General features: G+C 61.5%; 24 protein-coding genes and 1 pseudogene. 12 read left to right on the top strand and 13 right to left on the bottom strand.

Annotated elements, in window-relative coordinates:
- Nucleotides 1–10: 10 nt before the first annotated feature.
- Nucleotides 11–1201 (bottom strand): amino acid aminotransferase, encoded by a 1191-nt coding sequence (locus AC1ECN_RS20530; protein WP_024319684.1) that lies wholly within the window; start codon nt 1199–1201, stop codon nt 11–13.
- Between the two features lie 153 nt (nt 1202–1354).
- Here AC1ECN_RS20530 and AC1ECN_RS20525 point away from each other — a divergent pair, with 153 nt between their 5' ends.
- Nucleotides 1355–1822 (top strand): Lrp/AsnC family transcriptional regulator, encoded by a 468-nt coding sequence (locus AC1ECN_RS20525; RefSeq protein ID WP_018073018.1) that lies wholly within the window; start codon nt 1355–1357, stop codon nt 1820–1822.
- A 9-nt stretch (nt 1823–1831) separates the two neighbouring features.
- On the opposite strand, the gene AC1ECN_RS20520 is transcribed toward AC1ECN_RS20525, so the two are convergent.
- The 8 genes and pseudogenes from AC1ECN_RS20520 to AC1ECN_RS20485 form a co-directional block, all read right to left on the bottom strand.
- Nucleotides 1832–2593: an ABC transporter ATP-binding protein gene (locus tag AC1ECN_RS20520; protein WP_024319685.1), complete on the bottom strand. Its 762-nt coding sequence runs from the start codon at nt 2591–2593 to the stop codon at nt 1832–1834.
- Nucleotides 2590–3630 (bottom strand): FecCD family ABC transporter permease, encoded by a 1041-nt coding sequence (locus AC1ECN_RS20515; RefSeq protein ID WP_024319686.1) that lies wholly within the window; start codon nt 3628–3630, stop codon nt 2590–2592. The genes AC1ECN_RS20520 and AC1ECN_RS20515 overlap by 4 nt, the downstream gene beginning before the upstream one ends.
- Nucleotides 3627–4652 carry an ABC transporter substrate-binding protein gene (locus tag AC1ECN_RS20510; protein ID WP_024319687.1) on the bottom strand — a complete coding sequence of 342 codons (1026 nt, stop codon included), beginning with the start codon at nt 4650–4652 and terminating at the stop codon, nt 3627–3629. Before AC1ECN_RS20510 ends, AC1ECN_RS20515 begins: the two co-directional genes overlap by 4 nt.
- Nucleotides 4653–4806: 154 nt before the next feature.
- Nucleotides 4807–5445, bottom strand: a complete 639-nt coding sequence (locus AC1ECN_RS20505) for an RES family NAD+ phosphorylase (protein ID WP_024319688.1) — start codon at nt 5443–5445, stop codon at nt 4807–4809.
- Nucleotides 5445–6056 carry a helix-turn-helix domain-containing protein gene (locus AC1ECN_RS20500; protein WP_024319689.1) on the bottom strand — a complete coding sequence of 204 codons (612 nt, stop codon included), beginning with the start codon at nt 6054–6056 and terminating at the stop codon, nt 5445–5447. Before AC1ECN_RS20500 ends, AC1ECN_RS20505 begins: the two co-directional genes overlap by 1 nt.
- A gap of 93 nt (nt 6057–6149) precedes the next feature.
- A pseudogene (locus tag AC1ECN_RS20495) lies at nt 6150–6301 on the bottom strand (alpha/beta fold hydrolase); the annotation flags it as partial.
- Between the two features lie 2 nt (nt 6302–6303).
- On the bottom strand, nt 6304–6585 hold the full coding sequence (locus AC1ECN_RS20490; protein ID WP_024319690.1) for a hypothetical protein: 282 nt from the start codon (nt 6583–6585) through the stop codon (nt 6304–6306).
- 77 nt (nt 6586–6662) lie between these two features.
- Nucleotides 6663–7127, bottom strand: a complete 465-nt coding sequence (locus AC1ECN_RS20485; RefSeq protein WP_477953943.1) for a hypothetical protein — start codon at nt 7125–7127, stop codon at nt 6663–6665.
- A gap of 212 nt (nt 7128–7339) precedes the next feature.
- On the opposite strand from AC1ECN_RS20485, the gene AC1ECN_RS20480 reads away from it, so the two are divergent.
- The gene (locus AC1ECN_RS20480; protein WP_477953941.1) at nt 7340–13639 is read left to right on the top strand and encodes a HAMP domain-containing protein; all 6300 of its coding nucleotides are present in this window, start codon (nt 7340–7342) and stop codon (nt 13637–13639) included.
- Between the two features lie 10 nt (nt 13640–13649).
- Nucleotides 13650–15326 (top strand): response regulator, encoded by a 1677-nt coding sequence (locus AC1ECN_RS20475; RefSeq protein WP_018073027.1) that lies wholly within the window; start codon nt 13650–13652, stop codon nt 15324–15326.
- 46 nt (nt 15327–15372) lie between these two features.
- On the opposite strand, the gene AC1ECN_RS20470 is transcribed toward AC1ECN_RS20475, so the two are convergent.
- Nucleotides 15373–15678 (bottom strand): type II toxin-antitoxin system RelE/ParE family toxin, encoded by a 306-nt coding sequence (locus AC1ECN_RS20470; protein WP_024319693.1) that lies wholly within the window; start codon nt 15676–15678, stop codon nt 15373–15375.
- A complete protein-coding gene (locus tag AC1ECN_RS20465; RefSeq protein ID WP_011649474.1) occupies nt 15678–15959 on the bottom strand; it encodes a type II toxin-antitoxin system ParD family antitoxin in 282 nt (93 codons plus the stop codon). Before AC1ECN_RS20465 ends, AC1ECN_RS20470 begins: the two co-directional genes overlap by 1 nt.
- 209 nt (nt 15960–16168) lie before the next feature.
- On the opposite strand from AC1ECN_RS20465, the gene treZ reads away from it, so the two are divergent.
- The 8 genes from treZ to AC1ECN_RS20425 all read left to right on the top strand — a co-directional run bounded on the left by treZ (nt 16169) and on the right by AC1ECN_RS20425 (nt 22317).
- The gene (treZ, locus tag AC1ECN_RS20460) at nt 16169–17929 is read left to right on the top strand and encodes a malto-oligosyltrehalose trehalohydrolase (protein ID WP_392397320.1); all 1761 of its coding nucleotides are present in this window, start codon (nt 16169–16171) and stop codon (nt 17927–17929) included.
- A 29-nt stretch (nt 17930–17958) separates the two neighbouring features.
- The gene (gene malQ / locus AC1ECN_RS20455; protein ID WP_130657002.1) at nt 17959–19812 is read left to right on the top strand and encodes a 4-alpha-glucanotransferase; all 1854 of its coding nucleotides are present in this window, start codon (nt 17959–17961) and stop codon (nt 19810–19812) included.
- Nucleotides 19813–19949: 137 nt separating this feature from the next.
- Nucleotides 19950–20165, top strand: a complete 216-nt coding sequence (locus tag AC1ECN_RS20450; RefSeq protein WP_130673584.1) for a hypothetical protein — start codon at nt 19950–19952, stop codon at nt 20163–20165.
- A 130-nt stretch (nt 20166–20295) separates the two neighbouring features.
- The gene (locus tag AC1ECN_RS20445) at nt 20296–20586 is read left to right on the top strand and encodes a hypothetical protein (RefSeq protein ID WP_024319696.1); all 291 of its coding nucleotides are present in this window, start codon (nt 20296–20298) and stop codon (nt 20584–20586) included.
- 112 nt (nt 20587–20698) lie between these two features.
- Complete coding sequence (locus tag AC1ECN_RS20440; RefSeq protein ID WP_024319697.1) at nt 20699–21106, top strand: hypothetical protein; 408 nt, start codon at nt 20699–20701, stop codon at nt 21104–21106.
- A 67-nt stretch (nt 21107–21173) separates the two neighbouring features.
- Nucleotides 21174–21422, top strand: a complete 249-nt coding sequence (locus AC1ECN_RS20435) for a hypothetical protein (RefSeq protein WP_018073033.1) — start codon at nt 21174–21176, stop codon at nt 21420–21422.
- 279 nt (nt 21423–21701) lie between these two features.
- A complete protein-coding gene (locus tag AC1ECN_RS20430; RefSeq protein ID WP_018073034.1) occupies nt 21702–21932 on the top strand; it encodes a hypothetical protein in 231 nt (76 codons plus the stop codon).
- Nucleotides 21933–22053: 121 nt separating this feature from the next.
- Nucleotides 22054–22317, top strand: coding sequence for a hypothetical protein (locus tag AC1ECN_RS20425; RefSeq protein WP_027688258.1), 264 nt, complete (start codon nt 22054–22056; stop codon nt 22315–22317).
- A 220-nt stretch (nt 22318–22537) separates the two neighbouring features.
- On the opposite strand, the gene AC1ECN_RS20420 is transcribed toward AC1ECN_RS20425, so the two are convergent.
- On the bottom strand, nt 22538–23641 hold the full coding sequence (locus tag AC1ECN_RS20420; RefSeq protein ID WP_477953937.1) for a helix-turn-helix transcriptional regulator: 1104 nt from the start codon (nt 23639–23641) through the stop codon (nt 22538–22540).
- A 175-nt stretch (nt 23642–23816) separates the two neighbouring features.
- The gene (locus tag AC1ECN_RS20415; protein WP_130714046.1) at nt 23817–24887 is read right to left on the bottom strand and encodes a LacI family DNA-binding transcriptional regulator; all 1071 of its coding nucleotides are present in this window, start codon (nt 24885–24887) and stop codon (nt 23817–23819) included.
- Between the two features lie 182 nt (nt 24888–25069).
- On the opposite strand from AC1ECN_RS20415, the gene AC1ECN_RS20410 reads away from it, so the two are divergent.
- Nucleotides 25070–25897 (top strand): ABC transporter substrate-binding protein, encoded by an 828-nt coding sequence (locus AC1ECN_RS20410; protein WP_130657004.1) that lies wholly within the window; start codon nt 25070–25072, stop codon nt 25895–25897.
- Nucleotides 25898–25935 lie beyond the last annotated feature (38 nt).

Genomic DNA, 25935 nt, shown 5'->3' with positions numbered 1-25935 from the left:
TTGAATTCGGTCAGGCGACCGTCGGCGATTTCAGGCAGCCTTCGGCTCTGAGCGCCGCGACGATGGCGTCGGCGTCGGCCGGTTGCATGCCCGCAAGGTTCATACGCCCGGAATCCGCCATGTAGATGCCGTGGCTCATTCTGAGCGCCACTGCCGTTTCCCTGGACATGGAGAGATTGGAGAACAGACCGCGTTGCCTGCTTATGAAGGCCAGATCAGGGGAGGCGGCGGCCAGCGCCGCACGATTGCCGTTGACGCGCAGGCACATCTCTTCAAGCTCAGCGCGCCACATGGCCGACATCTCTTCGCTCTCGAGAATGGTCCTGACGATTGCGGCTCCATGATCGGGCGGCATGGACCAGTTCACGCGGGCAAGTGCCGCCATGTTGCTTTCGACCTTCCCGATGTCATCGACATTGCGGGTCATGACATAGAGCGCTCCGACGCGCTCGCGATAGAGGCCGAAATTCTTGTCGCAGGAATAGGCGATCAGCGCCTCATCGACCACGTCGAGGATCATGCGCGTCGGCGCGGCGTCCTGTTCGAGACCGTCACCAAGGCCCTGATAGGCGAGGTCGATGAACGGCACCAGCCTATGCGTAACAAGAAGCTCGGTGATCCGCCGCCACTGTTCCATGGTAAAATCGATACCGGTCGGATTATGGCAGCAACCGTGAAGCAGCACGACGTCGCCTTCCCGAGCAGAAGACAAGGCGTCGACCACGCTTTCGAATTTCACTTGCTGCGACATCAGGTCAACGAAAGCGTACTCCTTTACCGGCAGGCGCGCCGAGCTAAAGATCGGCGCATGATTTGGCCAGCTTGGTGTTCCGAGCAGAACCTTCGCCGATGGATTTGCCGCTTGGATGAGCTCAGCACCGAGACGCAGGGCGCCGCTTCCACCGGGTGTCTGAATGCCGACAAGGCGTTGAGTAAACTTTGGCGATTTTCCGAAGATGATGGGTTGCAGGAGGCGCACGAATTGCAGATCACCTTCCGGGCCAAGATATTTCTTGCTGTCCTGGGTCTCCAGGAGAAACTGCTCCGCTGCCTTCACGGCACGCATCACCGGCGTGCGTCCCATAGTGTCACGATAAACCCCGACGCCGAGGTCGATCTTGCCGGGGCGATCGTCGGCCTGAAAGGCCTTGATGAGTGCAAGCAGGCTGTCGGCTGGCCGGCTGTTCAGTTTGTCAAACACAAGTCCACCTCGTTTTCGTAACTCTAAGTCGGAGACTAACGGAGCTTTCGCGGCGAATTTCTGCGATTATCTCCCCGTGACGGCGCATCCATGCAGACAATCGGCGCAACATGGCTATGATGTGCAGAAATTCTCCGTCTCGGTGTGGTGGTCATGCTTGATCAGTTCGATATCAAATTGCTCGCCGCTCTCCAGCAAAACAGCGAGGTGACGCAGAGCGAACTGTCTCAGAAGGTCAATCTCTCCGCGACCCAATGCGCGCGCCGTTTGGAAAGGCTGCGCAATGAGAAATATATCCAGAGCGTCGTGGCCATCCTCAATCCCGTGAAACTGGGTTTCACCGTCGTTGCTCATACTCTTGTCAGCTTGAGAGCACATACCGAAGGCGGAAACGAGCAGCTTCATCGCTTTATCGAGACCGCGCCGGAGATTCTGGAGTGCTATTCGCAGACCGGCGACGCCGACTTTCTGATGAAGGTCATGACGCGTGACCTCGAACATCTCAGCCAGTTTCTCGAAAGAATGATCCGGGTCACCGACAATCTGGCGTCGGTGAAGTCAAGCATCGTCCTCAAAACGCTGAAAAAGACGACCGCTTTGCCGCTGCAGATCGTGACGTGAGAGCCGCTCTCACCTGAGATAATGGATATGCGGGCGCGCGTGATAGGGTGAGGCTTCGATGCGGGCTTCGACGGAGAAGACGTCACGCAGAAGGTCTTCGCTCAACACATCCTGCGGCGCGCCGGAGGCGACGATCCTGCCCTGCTGCATGATGATCAGCTGGTCGCAGAACATGGCAGCATGGTTGAGATCGTGCAGGGCGACGATGCTGGTGATCGGCAGACCGGAGACGAGCCGCATCAGGCCGATCTGATGCTGGATATCGAGATGGTTTGTCGGCTCGTCGAGGATCAGTTCCTGGGGCGACTGGGCGAGCGCCCTTGCGATATGGGTGCGCTGCTTTTCGCCGCCCGACAGGCTCTGCCAGCGATCGTCGCGCTTCTCCGCCATGCCGGCGCGCGCGAGCGCACTTTCGACCGCCTCTTCGTCGGCCTTCGTCCAGCCTGAAAACATCGACCGGTGCGGGAACCGGCCGAGCTTGACGACGTCGACGACCTTCAGATTGGCATTTGTCGTGGCGTGCTGCTCGACGAAGGCGATCCGCCGGGCGATCGAGCGGCGGCTGATCGTGCCGATGTCGCTCCGGTCGAGCGTAACGCGGCCGGAATGCGGCCGCTTCAGGCCGGCCAGAAGACGCAGGAGCGAGGTCTTGCCCGAGCCGTTCGGCCCGAGCAGGCCGAGCATCTTGCCCGGCGGTGCGTCCAGGGAAACGCCGTCGAGGATGGTCTTCCTGCCAATCTTCCAGATGAGGTTGTCGGCCTTGATGCTCATGATGCGCGCTGGAACCGGTAGAGGATGATCGAGAAGAACGGGACGCCGACCAGCGCCGTGACGACTCCGATCGGCAGGATCTGGTTCGGAATGAGGGCGCGTGCGGCGATGTCGGCGAGCACCATGAAGATCGCCCCTGTGATGGCACAGGCCGGCAGGAGACGGACATGCAACGGCCCGACGACGAAGCGGGCGACATGCGGCACGACGAGGCCGACGAAGCCGATCGACCCCACCATGCTGACGATCGTCGCCGTCATCATTGCCGTTAGCGCGAAGAGCACCATCCGCGCGCAGCCGACATTGACGCCGAGCGAGGATGCCGCCTCGTCGCCGAAAGCGAAGGCGTCGAGCACGCGGGCGTAAAACAGGCAGCCGACGAGGCCGATGCCGACGACGATAGAAACCAGCGCGAATTCCGGCCAGCGCACGCCGCCGAAGCTGCCGAGTAGCCAGAACATGACGTCGCGGGCCTGTTGCGCATTAGCCGAGGTGGTGACGATATAGGACGTGGTGGCGTTGAAAAGCTGCGAAGCGGCGACACCGGCAAGGATGGTGCGATCCGCTCCGCCGCGGGTGCCGTTCGACAGCAGGGCGACGAAGAAGAAGGCTGCGAAGGCACCGGCAAACGCGCCGGCGGAAAGCGAGACCGCGCCGGCGCCGACGCCTAAGATGACGATCGCGACGGCGCCGGAAGAGGCGCCGGCAGATATGCCAAGAACATAGGGTTCGGCAAGCGGATTGCGCAGCAGCGACTGCATGATCGCGCCCGATAGCGCAAGGCCCGCACCGCAGAAGGCGGCAACGAGCGCCCGGCTGAGACGATAGTCCCAGATGACGGTCTCATGGATGCGGTTCAGTTCGACCGCGGTCCATCCCAGCCGGTTGGTTACGGCCGAAAACGTGGTTGCAAGTGGGATCGGCAGGTCGCCGATCCCGACGCTGACGCCAATGGCGATAGCGATGAGGCAGAAAGAGGCGAGGAGCAGTGCGAAGACGGCTCCCAGCTGCCGGAAGATACGGCCCGCTTCCGTCACTTCAACAGACCGAGAGCCTTCAGCTGGCCGGCCACCTGCTCAGCGCCGTAGACCGTGCGAACGGTCGGGTTCATGGCCTGGCCGTCCATGATCACGATCGTCTTGTTCTTGACGGCAGGGATCTGGCTGACGGCCGGATCGGTGTTCAGGAAATTGATCTTGGCCTCCGGCTTGTCGAGCTCCCAGCGGTTGCGGTCGAGACTGGCGACGACAATGACGTCGGGATTGGAGGCGATGATGCCTTCCCAGCCGAGCGTCGGCCATTCCGCTTCCGCTGATATCGCATTGTGTCCGCCGAGCAGGTCGGCGATGAAGCCGGACGCGCTGTTCTTGCCGCCGAGATAGGCGTCCGCCGACGGGCTGGGGCTGGAGAACCAGAAGACGTAGGAAAGGTTCTTGCCGTCCTTCGAAACGCTGGAGCGAAGCTTGGCTTCGCGTGCCTTGAAGTCGGCGATCAGCGCCTGACCACGATCGGCGACGTCGAAGATCTGCGACAGTTCGTCGATCTCCCTGTAGAGCAGATCCATATTCCACAGCTCGGCGCGGCTGCCATACTGGTCCTTGACGTCCTTGGTGCTGAGGCACGTGCTGGGCGAGAGATAGGTTGCGACGCCCACCTTGTCGAAATCCTCGCGCTTGGCGACCTTGCTGTTCGGCCCGACCAGGCTTGGCAGAGCCGCGGCCACGAAATCGGGATTTTCGGCGAGGATCGATTCGAAGGTCGGCATCTCGACGGTCAGAAGCTTGACCTTGGCATTGGCTTCTGCGAGCTGCGGCAGAACCTTGCTCGGCCAGAAGGCCGTGCCGGCCATCTTGTCCTGAAGGCCGAGCAGCAGCAGGATTTCAGCGCTGTTTTGGCCGAGGCCAATCGCCCGTTCGGGCGCCTTCTGGAAAGTCACCTGTGCGCCGCAGTTTTCCAGCGTCAGCGGGTAGGTCGCCGAACCGGCCAAAGACGGATTTGCGGCAAGGCCGATCATGGTTGAGAGGCCGCAGGCGGCCATAAGCGATTTGAGGCTGGTCACGAAGAAATTCCCGGTGCGTGAATATATGCGGTCGCCGTATAGCCTCAGAAACGGCCAGAAAACAAGACAAAATAAATCAACTTATCGCAAAATTGACAGCGCATTGCCACGGGGCAGCGTGCCATCGCCTGTCGACTGCAGCCGCGTTCGCCGTCTAAACGGGGCCGACCGGTGACAGCGACTTGCCGTAGACCTCGAGGATCGCGGCAATCTCCTTGAGGATACCGGAGAGCGGAAGCATGCCCTTTCTGTCGAACGCCATGTCGCTGCGTTCGAAAAGGGCAAGGCAGATCTCGCTCGAATCGTGACGTGACTGGTAGGCGAGACCGTCCGGCTGGTCGGCATGGTCCCAAAGCGCGTCGGCCCAGAGGCCGCATGGTTCGTAAGGGCCGGTGGAGACGGCATTATCGGTGCCGAGGGCCTGCAGGCCGGTGCCGTGCATGCGCACGATCCTCAGCGGTCTGATACAGCTGAGTTCGCTGATGGCGCGGGTGGTGATTTCGGTCATCGACACCATCAACCGCTGGGGATTGCGCAGGATCGTTTCCGCAATCGCTCCCCTGCGGCTCATTCCGACATAGAGAATTCCGAAACGTCCGCTGGCGCTGTCGAAACGATTGGTGGCGGCAATCCCGGGGCCGGGTCCAAAGAAGATGGGATCGAGAGGCGTCCGATGGACCCTATGAAGAACCTGCCCGGCCGCAATGAGGTCGATCGGCAATGACGAATGGGCGAGCCAAGGAGGCGGGGGCAGGGCAGATCCCGACGGCCCTCTGCCTGCATTTGCCGGCATCAGGCAAAGCCGTCGGAGGTTTCAATCCGGATCAGACGCCGGACTGCTTCGCGATCGCCGTCGCGCAGCGCCTGCAGGGCTGTCCGGCCACCGAGAGCCGTATCGGCAGCAAGCAGAAAATCCAATGCGATCCAGGGACCGGCGGCGGCAAAATCACGCACGACGTCGGAAATCCCCGCGATCACCTCACCTTGGTCAAACTGGCAGAGCGGATAGCGCCAGTCGCTGCCCTCGCGTACGGCAAGCAGCGTGCCGGCCCGCCGCCTCTTGTCGACGGCCTGTCTGCTGATGCCAAGCATCCGTCCGGCGTCTTCGGCTGACACTGTCCCGCCGGCCCGCTCGACGAGATTTTGCCGATGCTCGACGTTGCGAGCTAGCGCCGGAACCAGCGGATCGAGATCGTTTATAGCCGCGCCCACCATATCCGAGCGGCTGAGAAGCTGCGCCAACGATCCGGCGTCGGTCGGGGCTGAAAGCGCATCGGCCAGGTCCTTTGCCGGGACGTTCGCCGAAATGCGTTCCAGCGCCGATGTCGCACGTCGCAGAAACGCGGTCCTGATGGAATTCGGCTCTTCCTGCACTGTGACGGGACCGGATGCGTGGCGGGCCATTGAGCGGCTCCTTGGTTGACGAGGTATTTATATATCTGTTGATGGTATGAAGTCAACCAGGGTGGAGGTCAAGAGGGAGATGCCCCGTATGCGGTCCGGTGCCAGAAAGTCCGCCGCCTTGCTCCAGGTCATATGCGTTCTGGATGACCGTGGAGAAGAAAAACGGCTTGGCCCCGATCCTCCGTGACGGACCCGAAGCGAACCCGCTCCGATGTCAACAGCATCAGGGTAAAGCCATCGGGCATGTTCAGGTCAGCTTTGCCACGAGCTTGGCATAGTCCGAAAACGTCAACCGTTCGCCTTTCCTGCCTGCCTCCTCGGCGAGCTGCAGCACACGGATGGGGAACAGGATCGCGGCGCGGTTGGCATCCGACAGTTCATGGTCGTCGTCCTCCTCGATTGCCTTCGTGGCTTTCGAGAGAGCGGCATTGAGTTCCCCGCTGGTAAGCAGTTCCTTCTCGACGATCGCATCACATATCGCTGCCATGGCCATGATCAGGCCTTTGAGCTGGAGGTTGGCCGTATTCATGAGAACTCCGAGGAAACGAGAGGAACTGCGATGGTGACGCTCCGGCGTCTCGCCGATCGCGCCGGGGAATTGCTACGTCAGTCCGTTTGAACCGGTCGGATGGTGTCGATGGTGACCACACCGTCGACGATCCCGCGCGTGACATCGCGTCTGTTCCGATCGATCTCGATGACGGTGTAAAGCTTATCGTCCMGAAAGGCGCTGGCATTGACCGTCGTCACATCCTCGGCGGGAGCCGCATCCACCTCCATGAAATCGAGTTCACGAGCCGCGGCGACGATCCTCGCGTCACCGGGCGTTCTGGCGGCGACGACGACGGTGCCATGTCCGGGGGAATTGTCCCATCGCGGATCGTCGGGTGCGGCGATCGGCTCCAACCGGTAGATGTTGAGCATCTCGCCGCCGGCGTCGGGCGACGCTTGCGCAGCCRCATCCTTAATTTGCGCCTGGCTCTCGACCGACTTTCCGAAGGTGGTCGGGCTGGTCGCGTTGTTGATCTCTTCCTTGCCTGTCCTCGAGACGTTCGACATGTCGCTCTCCATCGTCAGGACTGAAACGACAGCCGGCAGGCAAGTGTTCCCCCGCGCACGAAAAACCGCAAATTCCGGCCAGACGGTTTCCGACGGGCATTTTCGATACCTGCAACTATCGGGCTCATTTTAAGCACTGAATCATGATAAGCTGTATGCGGGATGGCCCATACCATTTTCTGAGTTGAGCGCTAAATTACCAGTCGTCGAACAGGGGGATTTTCGTGAGCAACCAATCCAGCGAATTCGCGCGCGAAAGCGTTGCGGTAGACAGCCTCAATGGGCATGACCACAAAACAATGGCGTTCGACGACGCCAGCGCACTTCTGGAAGTCCTCGTCGCGGTCAGGCGCGGCGACTTCTCCGTACGGATGCGGTCCGACCTGACAGGACTCACCGGCAAGGTCGCCGATGCCCTCAACGACATCATTGCCGCCAATCAGCGCATGGCCCAGCAGCTCGAGCATGTCGGGCAGGTGGTCGGCCGGGACGGGCGAACGAGCACGCGCGTGCGCTTCGGCCTGTCGGACGGCTCCTGGTCTGAAATGGAAGGATCGATCAACGGTCTGATCGACGATCTCCTGTGGCCGACGACAGCCGTCACGCGCACGATCACCGCGGTCGCCAAGGGGGATCTCTTGCAGACCGTGCCGCTCGACGTCGACGGGCGGGCGCTCAAAGGCGAATTCCTGCGCTCGGCCGATATCGTCAATACGATGATCAAGCAGCTGAGCGTCTTCACATCGGAAGTGACGCGCGTCGCGCGCGAGGTCGGCACGGACGGAAAACTCGGCGGCCAGGCGCAGGTGCCGGAGGTGACCGGCGTCTGGAAGGATCTCACCGAAAGCGTGAACTCAATGGCGTCGAACCTGACGGCGCAGGTGCGCAATATCGCCGACGTCACGATCGCCGTTGCGAATGGCGATCTTTCCAAGAAGATCACCGTCGACGTGCGCGGCGAAATCCTGCAGCTCAAGGAAGCGATCAACACCATGGTCGACCAGCTGCGATCCTTCGCCTCGGAAGTGACGCGCGTCGCGCGCGAGGTCGGTACCGAGGGCAAGCTCGGCGGGCAGGCACTGGTGCCGGGCGTCGCCGGCACCTGGAAGGACCTGACCGATTCCGTCAACGCCATGTGCGGCAACCTGACCGCCCAGGTCCGTAATATCGCCCAGGTGACCACGGCCGTGGCGCGCGGCGACCTGTCGCGCAAGATCACCGTCGACGTTTCGGGTGAAATCCTCGAGCTCAAGGAAACCATCAACACGATGGTCGACCAGCTCAACGGCTTTGCCGGCGAGGTGACGCGCGTGGCGCGTGAAGTCGGCACCGAAGGGCGGCTCGGCGGGCAGGCGCAGGTGCCAGGCGTCGCCGGCACCTGGAAGGACCTCACTGACAACGTCAATTCCATGGCCTCGAACCTCACSGCGCAGGTGCGCAACATCGCCGAGGTCTCGACCGCGATCGCCAATGGCGACCTGTCGAAGAAGATCACCGTGACGGTGTCGGGAGAAATCCTCGAGCTGAAGGAAACGATCAATACGATGGTTGATCAGCTCAATGCGTTCGCGTCGGAAGTGACCCGTGTCGCCCGCGAAGTGGGCACCGAGGGCCGGCTCGGCGGCCAGGCCAATGTGCGCGGTGTCGCCGGCACCTGGAAGGATCTGACCGAGAATGTAAATTCCATGGCCGGCAACCTCACGGCGCAGGTGCGCAATATCGCGGACGTCTCGACCGCGATCGCCAATGGCGACCTGTCGAAGAAAATCACCGTCGACGTGAAGGGCGAGATCCTCGAACTGAAGRAMACCATCAATACGATGGTGGACCAGTTGAACGCCTTCGCCTCCGAAGTGACCCGTGTCGCCCGCGAAGTGGGCACGGAGGGCCGGCTCGGGGGCCAGGCCAATGTGCGCGGCGTCGCCGGCACCTGGAAGGATTTGACCGACAGCGTCAATTCCATGGCCTCCAACCTAACCGGGCAGGTGCGCAACATCGCCGAAGTCGCGACCGCCGTCGCCCAGGGAGACCTTTCCAAGAAGATCACCGTCACAGTGTCGGGCGAAATCCTCGAACTGAAGGAGACCATCAACACGATGGTCGACCAGCTCAACGGCTTTGCCGGTGAAGTGACGCGTGTGGCGCGCGAGGTCGGCACCGAGGGGCGGCTCGGCGGCCAGGCGAACGTGCTCGGCGTCGCCGGCACCTGGAAGGACCTGACCGACAGCGTCAACTCCATGGCGGGCAATCTGACGGCGCAGGTGCGCAACATCGCCGAAGTTTCGACCGCGATCGCCAATGGCGATCTGTCGAAGAAGATTACGGTGTCGGTCTCGGGCGAAATCCTCGAGCTCAAGGAAACGCTGAACACCATGGTCGATCAGCTGAACCGCTTCGCTTCCGAAGTGACGCGCGTCGCCCGCGAAGTCGGCACCGAAGGCAAGCTCGGCGGCCAGGCGCAGGTGCCGGGTGTCGCCGGCACCTGGAAGGACCTCACCGAAAACGTCAATTCCATGGCCTCCAACCTCACCGGCCAGGTCCGCAATATCGCCGAAGTGACGACGGCCGTGGCGCGCGGCGACCTGTCGCGCAAGATCACTGTCGACGTGAAGGGGGAAATCCTCGAACTGAAGAACACCATCAACACGATGGTGGACCAGCTCAACGCCTTTGCCGGCGAAGTGACGCGTGTTGCCCGCGAAGTCGGCACCGAAGGCAAGCTCGGCGGCCAGGCGCAGGTCTCCGGTGTTGCCGGCACCTGGAAGGACCTGACCGACAGCGTCAACTCCATGGCCGGCAACCTGACGGCGCAGGTGCGCAACATCGCCGAGGTGGCCACCGCAATCGCCAATGGCGACCTTTCACGCAAGATCACGGTCGACGTGCGCGGCGAAATCCTGCTCTTGAAGGATACGCTCAACACTATGGTCGATCAGCTTCGCTCCTTTGCCGGCGAGGTGACGCGTGTCGCCCGCGAAGTCGGCACCGATGGCAGGCTCGGCGGCCAGGCCGTCGTTCCCGGTGTCGCCGGCACCTGGAAGGACCTGACCGACAACGTCAACCTGCTTGCGGCCAATCTGACGACCCAGGTTCGAAACATCGCCGAAGTGACGACGGCCGTGGCGCGCGGCGACCTGTCGCGCAAGATCACCGTCGACGTGAAGGGGGAAATCCTTGAACTGAAGAACACCATCAACACGATGGTGGACCAGCTCAACGCCTTCGCCGGCGAAGTGACGCGYGTCGCCCGCGARGTCGGCACCGAAGGCAAGCTYGGCGGCCAGGCGCAGGTGCCGGGTGTCGCCGGCACCTGGAAGGACCTGACCGACACCGTCAACGTCATGGCCGCCAACCTGACCGAGCAGGTCCGCGGCATCGTCAAGGTGGTGACGGCGGTCGCCAACGGCGACCTCAAGCAAAATCTCACCGTCGCATCGAAGGGTGAGGTGGCCGCCCTTGCCGAGACCATCAACAACATGACCAACACGCTCGCGACCTTTGCCGATCAGGTGACCACGGTTGCGCGTGAGGTGGGCGTGGAAGGCCGTCTCGGCGGTCAGGCGAATGTTCCCGGCACCGCGGGAACCTGGAAGGACCTGACCGGCAACGTCAACCTGCTGGCAGCCAACCTGACGACGCAGGTGCGCGCCATCGCCGAGGTGGCAACCGCCGTCACCAAGGGTGACCTGACCCGCTCGATCAAGGTCGACGCGCGCGGTGAAGTGGCCGAGCTCAAGGACAACATCAACACGATGATCGACAACCTCAGGCTCACCACCGAGCGCAACACCGAGCAGGACTGGCTGAAGACCAACCTGGCCCGCTTCACCAACATGCTGCAGGGGCAGCGCGACCTGACGCTGGTCGGAAAGATGCTGCTGTCGGAGCTGGCGCCGCTGGTCGGCGCCCATCAGGGGGTCATCTACCAGGTGGATGCCGACGAGCGGCAGCCGGTCTTGTCGCTCCTCTCCGTCTACGCGAAAGGGGGCGAGGCGGCGCACCCGGCCCGGCTCGAGTTCGGCCAGGGACTTGTCGGCCAGTGCGCCAGCGACGCCCGCCGCATCCTGGTCACCGACCTTCCCGACAACGTCGTTCCGATAAGCTCCGGCGTGTTCACGACCCTGCCGAGAAGCGCCATCGTTCTGCCTGTGCATTTCGAGGGGCAGGTGAAGGCGGTGATCGAGCTTGCCTCCGCAGGCGAATTTACCGAGCTGCAATTGTCCTTCCTCGATCAGCTGACGACATCGATCGGCATCGTCCTCAACTCGATCGAAGCGACCATGCAGACCGAAGGCCTGCTCAAGCAGTCCCAGCAGCTCGCCGCCGAGCTTCAGACGCAGYAGCGCGAGCTGCAGCAGACCAACGAGCAGCTCGGGCAGAAGGCGCAGCAGCTGGAGGAGCGCAACGTCGAAGTCGAGGCGAAGAACCAGGAAATCGAGCAGGCCCGGCGCGCGCTGGAGGAGAAGGCAACCGAGCTCGCGCTGACATCGAAGTACAAGTCCGAATTCCTCGCCAACATGTCGCATGAGTTGCGCACGCCGCTGAACTCGATCCTCATTCTCGGCCAGCAGCTGGGAGAAAACCCGGATGGCAACCTCTCGGGCAAACAGGTCGAGTTCGCAAAGACCATCCATGGCGCGGGCACCGATCTGCTGAACCTCATCAGCGACATTCTCGACCTGTCGAAGATCGAGTCCGGAACGGTCTCGGTCGATGCCGAGGAGATCTCCGTCAGCAACCTGCTCGAGGTGATGGCCCGGCCGTTCCGGCACGAAGCGGAAAACCGCAACCTGTCGTTCGCAGTCGAGGTCGGCGCCGATATAACGAAAAGCATCATCACGGATTCGAAGCGGCTCCAGCAGATCCTCAAGAACCTGCTGTCGAACGCCTTCAAGTTCACCGCGCAGGGCGGCGTGACGCTTCGCGTCGCATCGGCAACGAGCGGCTGGTCGTCCGATCATCCCTCGCTCAAGCACGCGCCTTCGGTCATCGCCTTCGAAGTCGTCGATACAGGCATCGGCATACCGCCTGAAAAGCAGCGCATCATTTTCGAGGCCTTCCAGCAGGCGGATGCCTCGACAAGCCGCAAATACGGCGGAACCGGTCTCGGCCTGGCGATCAGCCGCGAACTGGCGAACCTGCTCGGCGGCGAGATCCAGTTGCGCAGCACCCCAGGTGTCGGCAGCACCTTCGTCCTCTACCTGCCGCTCACCTATGTCGGCGCCGGCGCGGTTGCGCCGAAGTCCGTTCCGCCGGCAAATGTCGTGGAATTCGCCGAGGCGGCAGCAAACCGTCGCGCCGATAAGCCGACCGAACATGTCGAAGACGATCGCCACCAGATTGCGGCCGGCGACTCGGTGCTGCTCGTCGTCGAGGACGATGCGCATTACGCCCGCGTCCTGGTGGATCTCGCCCGCGACAACGGATTCAAGGTTCTGGTGGCGATGCGCGGCAGCGATGCGCTCGCACTCGCGCAGGACTACAGGCCGGCGGCGATCTCGCTCGACATCTTCCTGCCCGACATGCTCGGCTGGACGGTGCTGAGCCAGCTCAAGCAGAATGCGCAGACGCGGCATATTCCGGTCCAGATCATCAGCCTCGACGAGGATCGCCAGCATGGGCTGACCCGCGGCGCCTTCGCTTTCATGAGCAAGCCGACGACACCGGAAGGCCTCGGCAGGGCACTGTCGCGATTGAAGGCCTATGCGCAGCCGCGCCGCAAGCATCTGCTGCTCGTGGAAGACAACGAGGCCGAGCGTTTGAGCGTCACCGCCCTTCTCGGACATGACGACATCGATATCACCAGCGTCGGCTCCGGATCGGAGGCTCTCGCCGCGCTTCGGCAGAATGCCGCCGACTGCGTGGTGCTCGACCTGTCTCTTCCCGACATGTCCGGCTTCGAAGTGCTCGAGCAGATGCGCGACGACGCCGAGATCGGCGAAGTGCCGGTGGTCGTGTTCACCGGCCGGGAGCTTTCCGCCGAGGAAGACGCGGCGCTGCACAGCATGGCTCGCAGCGTCGTGGTGAAAGGGGTCGAGTCGCCCGAGCGTCTCCTGGATGAGACGGCGCTGTTCCTGCACCGGGTGGTCGCCGACCTGCCGGCCGCAAAACAGGCGACGCTGCAGGAACTGCACAGCTCGGACGAGGATCTGGTCGGCGAGACCGTGCTGCTCGTCGACGACGACGCCCGCAACATCTTCGCGCTGAGCAGCGTCCTCGAACGCCGCGGAATGAAAGTCCTGACCGCGACGACCGGCAGCGAAGCCATCGACGTCATCAACAACGAGCCCTCTGTCGCGATCGTGCTGATGGACATCATGATGCCTGGAATGGACGGCTACGAGACGATGCAGGTCATCCGTTCGGAGCCTCGGTTCCGGCGGTTGCCGATCGTGGCGCTGACGGCCAAGGCGATGAAGGGCGACCGCGAGAAATGCCTGGAAGCGGGCGCATCCGACTATCTGGCGAAGCCGGTCAATACCGAGCAGCTTCTGTCGGCTCTTCGCATGTGGCTGCATCGCTGAGGATCCGGCCATGAACCCCGTCAACATCCTCCTCGTCGACGACCAACCGGCAAAGCTCCTGAGTTACGAGGTTATTCTCGAAGAGCTCGAAGAAAACCTCATCAAGGCGCAATCCGCTCGCGAGGCTTTCGAACATCTGTTGCGCACCGAAATCGCGGTGATCCTCGTCGATGTCTGCATGCCCGAACAGGATGGGTTCGAGCTCGTCAGCATGATCCGGCAGCATCCGCGCTATCAGAATACGCCGATCATCTTCGTTTCCGCCGTGATGCTGGCCGAACCGGACCGGCTGCGCGGCTATGCGGTCGGCGCGGTCGACTACGTCTCGGTCCCGATCGTCCCTGAGGTGCTGAGAGCCAAGGTGCGGGTCTTTGCCGATCTCTATAGGAAGACGAGGGAACTCGAACGCCTGAACGCCGAGCTGGAGGCCCGCGTTCACCAGCGCACCGCCGAGCTCGAGGCCTCGGCGGCGCAGCTGCGCGAGCTCAACGAGGAACTCGAGCACCGGATCGATCAAAGGACGCGCGAGCGCGAAGAGGCGCTCGCACAGCTGTTCGAGGCGCAAAAGCTCGACACGATCGGCCACCTGACGGGTGGCGTGGCCCACGACTTCAATAACCTCCTCATGGCAGTTCTCGGCAGCCTCAACCTTCTGAAGAAGCGGCTTCCGGCCGATGAACGCAGCGAACGCCTGGTGACGAATGCGATCCAGGCGGCCGAGCGCGGCACCGCGCTGACCCAGCGCCTGCTTGCCTTCGCACGCCGCCAGGAGCTCAAGCCGCAGGCAGTCGACTTCCTCCGGTTGTTCGAAAACGTCGAAGATCTTCTCGCCAAGGCGGTGGGGCCGCGCATCGAAATCCGCAAAAGCATCCCGGCGGATCTGGCACCCCTTCTGGTCGACAGCAACCAGCTGGAACTGGCGCTGCTCAACCTGTTCGTCAATGCCCGGGATGCGCTCGAAAGCGGCGGAGCCGTGACGGTGGCCGCGGCGGCAGCCGAAGAAGCCCGGCCGGCCGGGCTCGCGGGCGGAAACTACATCAGGATATCGGTATCGGACGACGGCGAGGGAATGGACGAGGCAACGGTCTCGCGTGCCGCCGAACCGTTTTTCACCACCAAAGGGGTCGGCAAGGGCACCGGTCTCGGCCTGTCGATGGTGCATGGCCTGGCGGCGCAATCCGGCGGCTCGATCCAGATATCGAGCGTCCGGGGCAAGGGCACGACAGTTTCCCTCTGGCTGCCCGTTGCCGAAACCTTCGTTAAGGTGCAGCCTCCCGTCGAGCCTCTGGCGACGGAGCCTTTGAAACCGGCGTCGCGGCCGCTTGCCATTCTCGTCGTCGACGACGATGCCCTTGTCAGGACGGGAACCGTGGCGATGCTGGAGGATCTCGGGCACCTGCCGCAAGAAGCGTCTTCCGCTTCCCAGGCTTTGGAATTCTTTGCCGACGGACAGGGTTGTGATCTCGTCATCACCGATCATGCCATGCCAGGCATGACGGGCGCCGAGCTTGCGCGTCACCTTCGCTCCTCCTTTCCAGGGCTGCCCATCATCCTTGCCTCTGGCTATGCCGAGTTTTCCGAGGACAATGGCCTCGGCCGGATGCTGCGGATGAAGAAACCATTCACGCAGGAACAGCTTCAGGCGGCGATGGATCAGGCGCTCTCGGGCAAAGTCGTCGCAGCTTGACGATCGAAGTGGGGATGTACTGGGTGTATTGCGTTCTGGGCCAGCTCTAACTCTCGTCGCTTTCAAACTGCTGCCCGGCATAGAGGATGCGGAGGACAACGACCTCGGTGGGCTCAACCACGAACGCCACGCTTACACGGCTCTCGAAACCGACAATGCGTAACCCGGGTCGGACATGATCGCGGATGCTGCCGCGCTCGGGGTACGTTTCGAATCCACTTACAAAGGTCTTGATGCGTGCCACGTAATCGCGGGCGACGGTCGAAGATGCGGATGTCTTGCGGACGAAACTATAGATGCTCGCCAAATCCAATTCCGCCTCATCAGTAAGGCGGATACTATAGCGCTTCATCAATCTTCTTCCCGATCGATTTCGTCCATGCGTGCTTCGAGGCGCTTCCAGACCTCATCGAGGGGCTTGGCCTTGGTGGGATCGGCCTTGTAGGCATCATAGGTGGCCGCAACTTCTGTTCGCAGCCAATGTTCGACGGCATTCTCGCGTTCCTGCAAAGCCCGCAGTCCCTCGCGTATGACTTCGCTCTCTGAGGCGTAATCACCGTTAGACACCCGCTGTTTAACGCGCTTCGCCATTTCCACGGGCAACGTGATGCTCATCTGTTGCGTCGAACGCATCGATTACACTCCTATTTTGCAGGTTTATAGCACGCGATAGGATAAAATCCTACTCCCGATAGGATGGAATCATACTCTTAGGGTCTCTGCCGGTGGCGCGCCTCGCGACGGGGGCCGCTTTGCGCTCTCCGTGCCTGCGAAACTTTTTGCCCTGACAAAAGTTACCTAAATCCCATCCCCATTTCATCGAAGGCTTTCCTTTGACCCAAATGACGTTCGGACCGGCATTCACCGAAGAGGGCATTCTATTCCGCCTCTGGGCTCCCTTGCATGAAAGCGTGTCGTTGAAGATCGAAGGCGCTGATCCGCGGCCGATGCAGGCGGTCGGGAACGGCTGGCACCACTACACGGTCGCGGATGCCAGTGTCGGTACACGCTACCGCTTCGTCCTGCCGGATGGTCTTGAAATTCCCGATCCCGCCTCGCGGTTCCAGCCGCAGGATGTGCACGGGCCGAGCGAAGTGGTCGACCTTTCCTTCTATCGCTGGAAGACGAGCGACTGGACGGGACGGCCTTGGGAAGAGATGGTCATCTACGAGATGCATATCGGCTGCTTCACGCCGGAGGGCACTTTCAAGGCCGCGATTGAGCGGCTCGACCATCTGCAAGCGCTGGGTGTTACGGCGCTGCAGATCATGCCGCTTAGTGAATTTCCCGGCCGTTACAGCTGGGGTTATGACGGCGTGCTTCCCTATGCTCCGGACAGCAGCTATGGCCGGCCGGAAGATTTCATGGCGCTGGTGGACGCAGCACATCAGCGCGGCATCTCGGTTTTCCTGGACGTGGTCTACAATCACTTCGGGCCGGATGGCAATTACATCCCGGCCTATGCGCCACTCTTTACCGATCATCACAAGACGCCCTGGGGCAACGGCATCAACTACGACGGCGACGGATCGGAGATGATTCGCGAGTTCATCATCGAAAACGCCATCTACTGGATCACCGAGTTCAGGCTCGACGGTTTCCGCTTCGATGCCGTCCACGCCATCAAGGACGACAGCGCCGAGCATTTGCTTCACGCGCTTGCCCGCCGCGTCAGGGCCGCGGCCGGCGACCGGCATGTGCACCTGATCGTTGAAAACGAGGAGAACGACAGCGACCTGTTGCAGCGTGACGAAAATGGGGAAGTGAGATTGTTCATCGCCCAGTGGAACGACGATGTACACCATGTGCTGCATATCACTGCCACGGGCGAAACCTTTGGCTATTATGCCGATTACGCCGGCGACGCTGGCAAGCTCGGCCGGGCGCTGGCTGAAGGCTTCGTGTTTCAGGGGGAACACATGCCGTACCGCGGTGGAAGCCGCGGCAGGCCGAGCGGCCATCTCCCGCCCACCGCTTTCATCTCCTTTATCCAGAACCATGACCAGATCGGCAACAGGGCGCTGGGGGATCGGGTTCTGGCTTCGAGCCCGGCTGATGTCATCAAGGCTGTCGCCGCCATCTACCTGTTGGCGCCCGAGATCCCGATGCTGTTCATGGGCGAGGAATGGGGCGCCAGAGAACCTTTCCCCTTCTTCTGCGATTTCGACGAGGACCTGAACGAGAAGGTCAGGAAAGGCCGTCGCCAGGAGCTCTCCCGTCTGCCGGGCTTCGACGCCGAGGACCTTCTCGACCCGACGGCGCCATCGACCTTCGCCGCTGCCAAGCTGGACTGGTCGAAACTCGCCTCCTCCGATGTCCTTGATTTTTACAGGACGCTTCTCGACCTCCGGCACCAGAGGATCGTGCCGTTGCTGAAAGGCGCTGGCGCCGGAAACGCAGTCTATCGCGCGGCGGGAAGCGCGCTCGCGGTAGATTGGACCCTGGCGCAAAACCGCCGTCTTCATCTGCACGCCAACCTCGGCGCCGAGGCGGCGCCGCCCGTCTCGCAGCAGAGCGGCGGCGAGACGATCTTCCGTCTCGGCGGCAGTGACGGTGGCAATCTCGCGCCCTGGACAGTGATCTGGAGCATCGGCGAGGTTTGACGGCGTGCTGACAGGAAGGCGATCGAACGATGAAATCTGCTGAGCTCGACAAGCTCGCCCGCCGGCACGGCATCAGCCTGACCAGGCCCAGTCCCGACAATCGGGAGGTGGCGATCTCAGGCGAGACCAAACGCAAGATCCTCTCGGCACTGAAGATCGACGTACCGGGAGCGGCCGATCACGAGACCGGCGCGCCGCGGCGGGAGCCCGCGCCGGCGGCTAAAAAGGTCGCCAGGTCATTTCTGCCGGATTTCCTTTCCGGCACGCGCGTCTGGGGTGTGAGCCTGCAGCTTTATGAGCTCCGTTCGGCACGCAACTGGGGCATCGGAGATTTCGAGGATCTGTCCGAAATGGCGGATCTCGCGGGATCGCTGGGCGCCGATTTCATCGGCCTCACCCCGCTTCACGCGCCGTTTCTCGCCGATCCCGACCGTTGCAGCCCCTATGAGCCCTCGAGCCGCCAGCATCTCAACCCGCTCTATATCGCGGTCGACCGGTTGCCGGGTTTTGCCTGCAGTCCCGAACTCGAACGGCAATTGGCAAGCCTTCGCCAAACCGATCTCGTCGACTACGCCGGCGTCGCAGAGATCAAGCTGAGGGTCCTGCGCGATCTCTGGCCGGTCTGGCGACAGCGCAGCCTGATTGACGAGGCCTATGATCCGGCCGATTTCGACGCCTTCGTCGTGCAAGGCGGTAACAGCCTGCGGCTGCACGCGCTTTTCGAATGCCTGTCGTTTTCCATGGTCGAGCGCGGGGCGGGCGCCGGCTGGCAACGGTGGCCGGCCGATTTCCAGCGCTTCGACAGCGCCGCCGTCGCCGAATTCGAGCGCGGACACGTGGACGATGTCGGTTTCCACATGTGGCTGCAGTGGCTTGCCCACCGGCAACTGATGCAGGCGGCGGACCGGGCGCGGACGGCCGGCATGCGGATCGGGCTCTATCTCGATCTTGCCGTCGGGGAGGCGGTCGACGGCTCGGCGACATGGAGCGAGCCGGACACCTATCTCGCGAAGGCCACGATTGGCAGCCCGCCCGATCCATTCGCCGTGAACGGGCAGGACTGGCATCTCGCCGGATATCTGCCTTCCGCGATCGCGGCGGGAGAAATGTCGCCTTTCCGGCGCATGGTGAGCGCTGCCATGCGATATGCGGGCGCCATCCGTATCGACCACGCCGCAGCGCTTCGCCGCCTCTTCCTGGTGCCATCGGGCAGCAGGCCGGACGGCGGCGCCTATGTGCGCTATCCAGCGGATCGGCTTCTGCAGATCCTCGCCGAGGTGTCCGGCGAGCATCGATGCCTCGTCATCGGAGAAGACCTTGGACTGATCCCCAAGGGATTGCAGGACGATCTGGCGGCCGCCCACATTCTCTCCTATCGCATTCTTTCCTATGAACAGGACGAGCAGGGCTTCAAGCCGGCGGACGTCTATCCTGTCCTCGCTCTGGCCTGCATTTCGACGCACGACCACCAGACCCTTGCCGGCTGGTGGCGCGGCGCCGACATTCAAGCCCGGTACGACCACGGCATCGTGCCGCCCGATCTCACTGAAAAACATCTCGAAGACCGCAAGCGCGAGCGGAGGAACCTGAAGACGGCACTCAAGGCTGCCGGCCTCAACCTGCCTGCCCGGCTCGCCAACGAGCAGACGCTGAGGGCACTGACCGTCAGCGCCTATCGCTTCATCGCGCGGACCCCATCGCTGCTCGTTGCGGTTCGGCTTGCCGATCTCACCGACGAGAAAAGGCCGACCAATGTTCCAGGCACCAGTGACAGCTATCCGAACTGGAAGCCCAAGCTAACGGTTTTGCTCGAGGATTTGCTGTCGAGTCCGCTGCTCAAGAGCGTCACGGCGGCAATGCGAGAGGAAAGGCCGAAGGAGTGATCGAGGTCGGCCGAGCCGTCAGCTTCGTCATTGTTGTTCGATCGCGCATCCCAAGTGAATGAAATCGATCGCGCAGGGAACGAATAGGAAGCCGGCGAATTTTGAAGGAATAAGGACAGGGATCGCGAGATGAACGCTTGTCCGCATTCGCCGCTTCAGTTGCGACGATCAGTATTGATGGAAACAAGACCATGACGACCGCATTCATCCTCATCGCGTTGGCTCTGATCATGATCTATGCCGGCCCGACATTGCTGTTCATCTGCGTCGGATATGCCGACTATATGCTGGAGCGTCGAAGGCATTTGGTGGCTCTGAGGCACGCCGTGAAGCGCCGCAGCGATGAGTTTTAGGCGCCTGCGGCAGGCGGCAACCGAGATGATCATTGATGCGCGAGTGCACCGACAGGTTTCCCGAACCCGTCGTGATGACCGTGCCAAGGGTTTGGAGCGGCGGTCGACACTGAAGCCGTTGGAGGGCTCGATGAAGCGGAGCATAGGATTTGGGTTGGTTTTCGCCGTTGTGCTGGCAGGCTGCACGACCGGCGCAGGCTATTACTCGTCGGCGGGACTGGCCCCCATTCCCGGCAGCATCACGTATAATGGCCAGCCTCGCACGAAATTGACGAAATCGCCCGTGGGGTCTCCCTTCCCGCATAGTTTCACGGATCAATGGGGACGCCAGGTCGAGGAGATCTATATCATCCGGCCCGACCGGAGCTTGCTGATTGCCGAGCGCCACTACCGGCCGGTCTTCGCGCTCGACGACGACTAGAGCAATGCCACAAGCGCGCGGCGGTTTGCGTCGGGAATCGCGTAAAAACAAAAAGATAGGGCGTTTCCGTGACTGCGAGAAAAACGGGGATGTTGTAGAAGGAGAAATGGCAATGCCGCGTCGCAAGGTCACTGAGACGACGACCCTCGATAACAGAGGAGCCAAGATCGGCGAGCCCGTGCCGAAGGCGGTCATCGATACGAAGACAGCCGCCGTCGGTGTTCCCCGGCAGCCTGATCATGATCTGCGCGAAGAGTTGAGCGCGCTACGGAAGCAGATCGGTGCACTCCAGCAACAAGTCCTCGATGCCGGTCGATCGGCAAAGGGAAGTGCCCGCAAAGCAATGCGTCAGACGGAAGCAGCGGCGAAGCTCTACCCGGCCTCGACGCTCCTGCTCGTCGCGGCGGTCGCCGGCGCGCTCGCATTCGCCGGACGTCGCGCCGCACTACCGCGCCATCGGCCTCGACCCGCACTGCGTGAGCTGAGGGATCTCTACGCCACGATTCGAAGCCGCGTCTGACAAGATTTCAGGATTGTCAGCGTCACGATTATCGCCGAAGCTTCGTTATCGAAGCGAGGGGACGTGCATGTTCGACATCATCATACGAAGCGCTCTTGATATCGTTGGGCGAAGTGAGCGCCTGATCGAGGCGATGAGGCGATTGCTCCTGAGTGACGGCCTTGACGAAGTCGAGGTCTACGAACTCGATTATGAGATCGAGCGGCTCGGGGACGTGGTTTTCAACGTGGACGAAGCGGTTCGATCGCTGGCACGTACGCTCGAATGCTGGCCGCAGACCGCTCTCGCACACGAGATCCGTAGGACATTGCACTAACGGTTGATCGCCGCTTAGCAACTGGCGCGTTAGAGCTATTCCAGGAAAAGCGCGAGGCGGTTTTGCCGGGGAATTGCGTAAAAACAAAAGGCTGGCGCGGTCCTGCGCTTCCTTTAAAAGCTGACTGCTCCAGGAGGCCCGGCCTGCGTTCGCCATGACGTTTCTGCATGTCACGCTGATGTCACGCGACCGTCGCAGCAATATGTGCTTGATTGGCGCAGTTAGGCTCAGACCAGGGCAGGGTCGAGCCAAAATTGCTTTTTTCGTTGGGGCACCGCAATGAGCTTGAACACTTCGGGGGAGAAACCTCAACCCCATGAATTCATCTTTCCGGTTCATACCCGGACGATCGCGGAGATCAGATACGATAGTCTGAGCCGCGTCATGACGGTGGTCTATCACGACGGCCACTCATGCACGACTTCCGGCATACAGGGCCCTGCGATGCTGAGGATCCTCGCTCAGCGTCCGTTGGAGCGCTCTCCGTTTCTGTTGAAGACGGTCATCTGAGGCGGAAAGACCTCGCCGGCCGTTGCCGGTATGGCGCGGCAGGTTAAATCAGCATGGTCGTGCATCCATTTCCCCTGGGCTGCGTTCATCCACAACAGACGCACCTATGGAGGGAACGCCGATGACCTTTCCACCGCCGAAGACCGAATCTCCCGCGCAACGCTTCGAAGAGGCGAGCGCAGCCGCGCGCGACGCTTTGGAAGGGATGATTGCAGCCGCCAATGAAGCCGGATGGGGCACCGAGGAGATAACCGCGGCGCTCCTCAAGGCCGCGCAGTTTATGAGCGATGCCACCAAGAAAGATCCCGATCCGGCCGACGATCCCTCAATCAGCGACGCACCTGCCAGGCAGGAACAGATTGGTCACGGCGAACTCTACGATTAGAGAGCGTCGCGTTGATCTTCCTGCTCGAACGAAACAAGGGTTCGCAGAATTTCTTGTTCAACGCGTATTTGATCTCAGCTGTCGGACTCGGTGATTGGACGTTGCCTGCGAGATAATCGACGCAACCGGGCGTCGCGTGAGGAGTGTGCAACGGCATTGCCGCCAAACTGGCGCGGCTAAGCTGTGCGGGCCAGTCATGATTGCAAGATCATTTGGCGGGTTAGCGCATGAGCAGCGCCACCAGACCCACCTGGGAATTAACCCCGAGCTTGGAATAGATGTTTCTGAGGTGAGTTCTGACAGTTTCGTAGCTTATGTGATCGGCTATGGCCACCTCCTTTGGAGAATGCCCGGAGGCAATGCTTGATGCAATCCGGATCTCCGTCGCGGTCAGTTTGTACGTTTGCATCAGGAAGTCTCGCCGTTCACTGAATGGCGTAACCATCATCGGCTCGATGATTACGGCCACAGTCGGCCCCTCCAGGAATTCGGTGAATGCATCGGACTGGAGCCGGACGAGGGTGATGCGATAATTATCCTTGTCTCTTCCCTTTACAACCRCTGTGTGCGGCTTTGTCTGCACACCCTTTCTCGACGTCAGGAAATCGAGAACGACAGCCGACTTCTCGCATTGAAGGCGGAGCTCGCCACCTGGCAGGACATGGACAGGAAAGCCAGCCTCCATTAGGGCTTCCGCGCTCTTGTTCCATTGGCGTGCTCGCCCTTGCTCCGAAACGTAGATCAGTCCGACGCCGATGCTATCGAGCAGGGTTTGCGTATTCTGTCTTTCCGGGGCGAGTAGATCACGCTTCCGGATGAAGTCGAAAGCCCTTTTCAAATGGGGCGCGAGTAGCGTGTAGCGCCCGGCCGCCTCCTTGTTGAAATCGGGGTCCGCTGACGACGTGCAGGTCGATAGGACGAAGGTGCGGGTTTCCTCCCGAATGATGGAGACACCGATGCTTGTCTCGCATTGGGCCTGACCCTTCAGCCAATCATTGTAGAATTCCGATTTGAGCAAGTCCTCGCGTGGAAAGATTTCGTCTCCGCAGACACCCTGACCGACGGGCACAAAACTCAATCTCGGAATCCAGGGGTTCACTGCGGCAAAGTGGCTGCTGAACTGGTCGACCTCATTCCTCGAAAACCCAGATACGTAGGGAACATGGGCCACAGGCGAGGCCAGATCGTGGTAATGGAGGGCAGCCTTTCCATTCGGCGAAGTTTGCGCCACTCGATCCAGAAAATCTTGCCAGTTGCACTCGCCGAAGAGACTTCCATAGATCAAATCTATCAGCTCAGATGAAGCGTCTTTTGACTGGAGCATGATCTTTCTGAAAATCCCACAGCGAGTATTTTCGGTATTAAATAACGTTGGTCAGGCAAAGACAACAGCAACCCCATGTAATGTCAAATCGGCGACCATGGGCATCAGTGACTTATTGCCATGCGGTACTACTCTGCTTCGCAAAGCGATGCGGGTATAGCCAACTCCATAGATCTCACCGGCCGATCGCCGCGACGGAGCCGCGCACGACGAGGCTCGTGCTGACGCGCAGACGTTCGACGGCAAGGGGCGCGCGTTCGATACGGGCGATGAGCCGCTCGCCGGCGAGCTTGCCCATCTCGTAGACGCGTTGGTCGACGATGGTGATCGGCGGAACGGTGACGCTGGTCCAGTCGGCGTCGAGAAACGAAATCATCGACACGTCCTTGGGGATCGATAGGCCGAGCGACTGCAGCGACTTGAAGATGCGCAAGCCGACGAGGCTGTCTGAAGCCAGCAGTGCCGTTGGCGGCGATCCCTCCGAGAGCAGGCGCTTGATCACGCTGTCCGTCTGTTGCTGGTTCGTGGCGCCGAGCCTGATATAATGAAGAGGGTTCGGCAACCCCGCCTCAGTCAGGACGCTGACAAAACCTTCCGCGCGTTCGCGCACGGCGGAATTCGAGATCCGCCCGATATCGGTGAGCCCACCGTCCTCGGCATCCATGGCAGAGACGTAGGCGAGGCGGCGATGTCCTTGCCCGATCAGATAGCGGGTCGCCGTGATGGCCGCATCCCGGTCGTCCCCGGTCACGGCGTCGACATCGAGTTCGGGGATGGCCCGGTCGAACAGAACCAATGGCACGCCGGCGCGACGGACGTGCTGGAGATGATCGACGCTGTCGCAGCGAGCGGGCGTGACGATCAGGCCATCGACACGTTTGCCGATCAGGAGGTCGACGGCCGATTTTTCCGCATCGAGCTCTTCGCCCGAATTGGCGATGATGACGTTGAATCCCGCAAGACGGGCCGCATCGCTGATGCCGCGCACCGCCAGACTGAAGAAAGCGTTCTCGATATCGCCGACCACGACCCCGATGATGCCGGACCTCCCGGTGCTCATGCTCCGGGCGAGCTCATTCGGGCGGTATTCGAGCGCGGCGGCGGCCGCCATGACCTTATCCGTGATCTTGGCGCTGACCACGCCATAGCCGCCAAGCACACGGGCGGCCGTCGCCTTCGAGACCTTTGCGGCCTTCGCGACGTCGGCGACCGTGACTGAACGTTTCGAATGAGCGGAATCTTCCATGAGCTGAGGACTACAAGAGTTGTTGACGACCGGTCAATTGACGGATATCAAATATGTTGTGAGACCGGTCTCTTTATACAGGAGACCGGTATCTTGTCCAGAAATCTCTGCCGCATTACGCGGCGGGGCAGGGCGACCCGACGATGCCGACAAGAGCATTCCTTTCAGAGCGGAGAACGAACATGAAGCCTTTTGAATCATTCGTGGCCACCCTCGCCCCGTTGCGAGCTGGCCTTTTGACATGCCTTCTTGCGATGGGCGCAGGCTCTGCAGCGGCGGCTGACAATCCCTATAACCTCATCGAACCCGGGGTGATCAGCGTCGGCACGATGGGCGATTCCAAGCCCTATACGTTTGCGACGGCGGACGGCCAGTTCACCGGTTTCGATATCGAGCTGTTTCTCAACGTCGTCTCCCGCCTCGGTTTTCCAAAGGACAAGGTGACGTTCACGGGCCAGGAATTTTCAGCACTCCTGCCGTCGGTCGCAAACGAAAGGTTCGATGTTGCCGTTGCAGCGATCGGAACCACCGAAGCCCGCAAGAAGACCGTCGACTTTTCCGACGGCTATCTCGCCGGTTATCTCTCGGTCTTGACTGCGGACGCCGGGATCAAGGATGCCGGTGGCCTCAAGGGCAAGCGTCTCGGCGTCGTGCAGGGGACCTTGCAGGAAGTCTATGCGGCCAAGAATTTCGGGGGAACCGATCTGGTGAAATTCCCCGACAACAATTCCGCCGTGGCCGCGCTCAACAACGGAACGATCGATGCGCATTTTCTCGACTACGAGGCTGCCAAGCAATATGGCGAGCGCTATCCCGCGCTGAAGGTTGCGGTAAACATCCCGTCCTTCGATGCGCCTGCTGGCTTCGTGGTTCGAAAGGGAAATGATGCCTTCCGGACGGCGCTGAACGGCGCGCTTCACGACGCGATGCAGGATGGCACCTGGAAGTCCCTTTATGAAAAGTGGTTCCCCGGCTCGCCGATGCCGGAACAGTATCTTCCCAAGAAGTGACGCCGTGGCCGCCCGCTCATGGCGGGCGGCCTACCAAG

The organism is Rhizobium sp. 01N447_2 (assembly GCF_056399245.1).
Note: the sequence above shows the minus strand (reverse complement) of the source record. Positions and strands in the feature narration are given on the sequence as shown.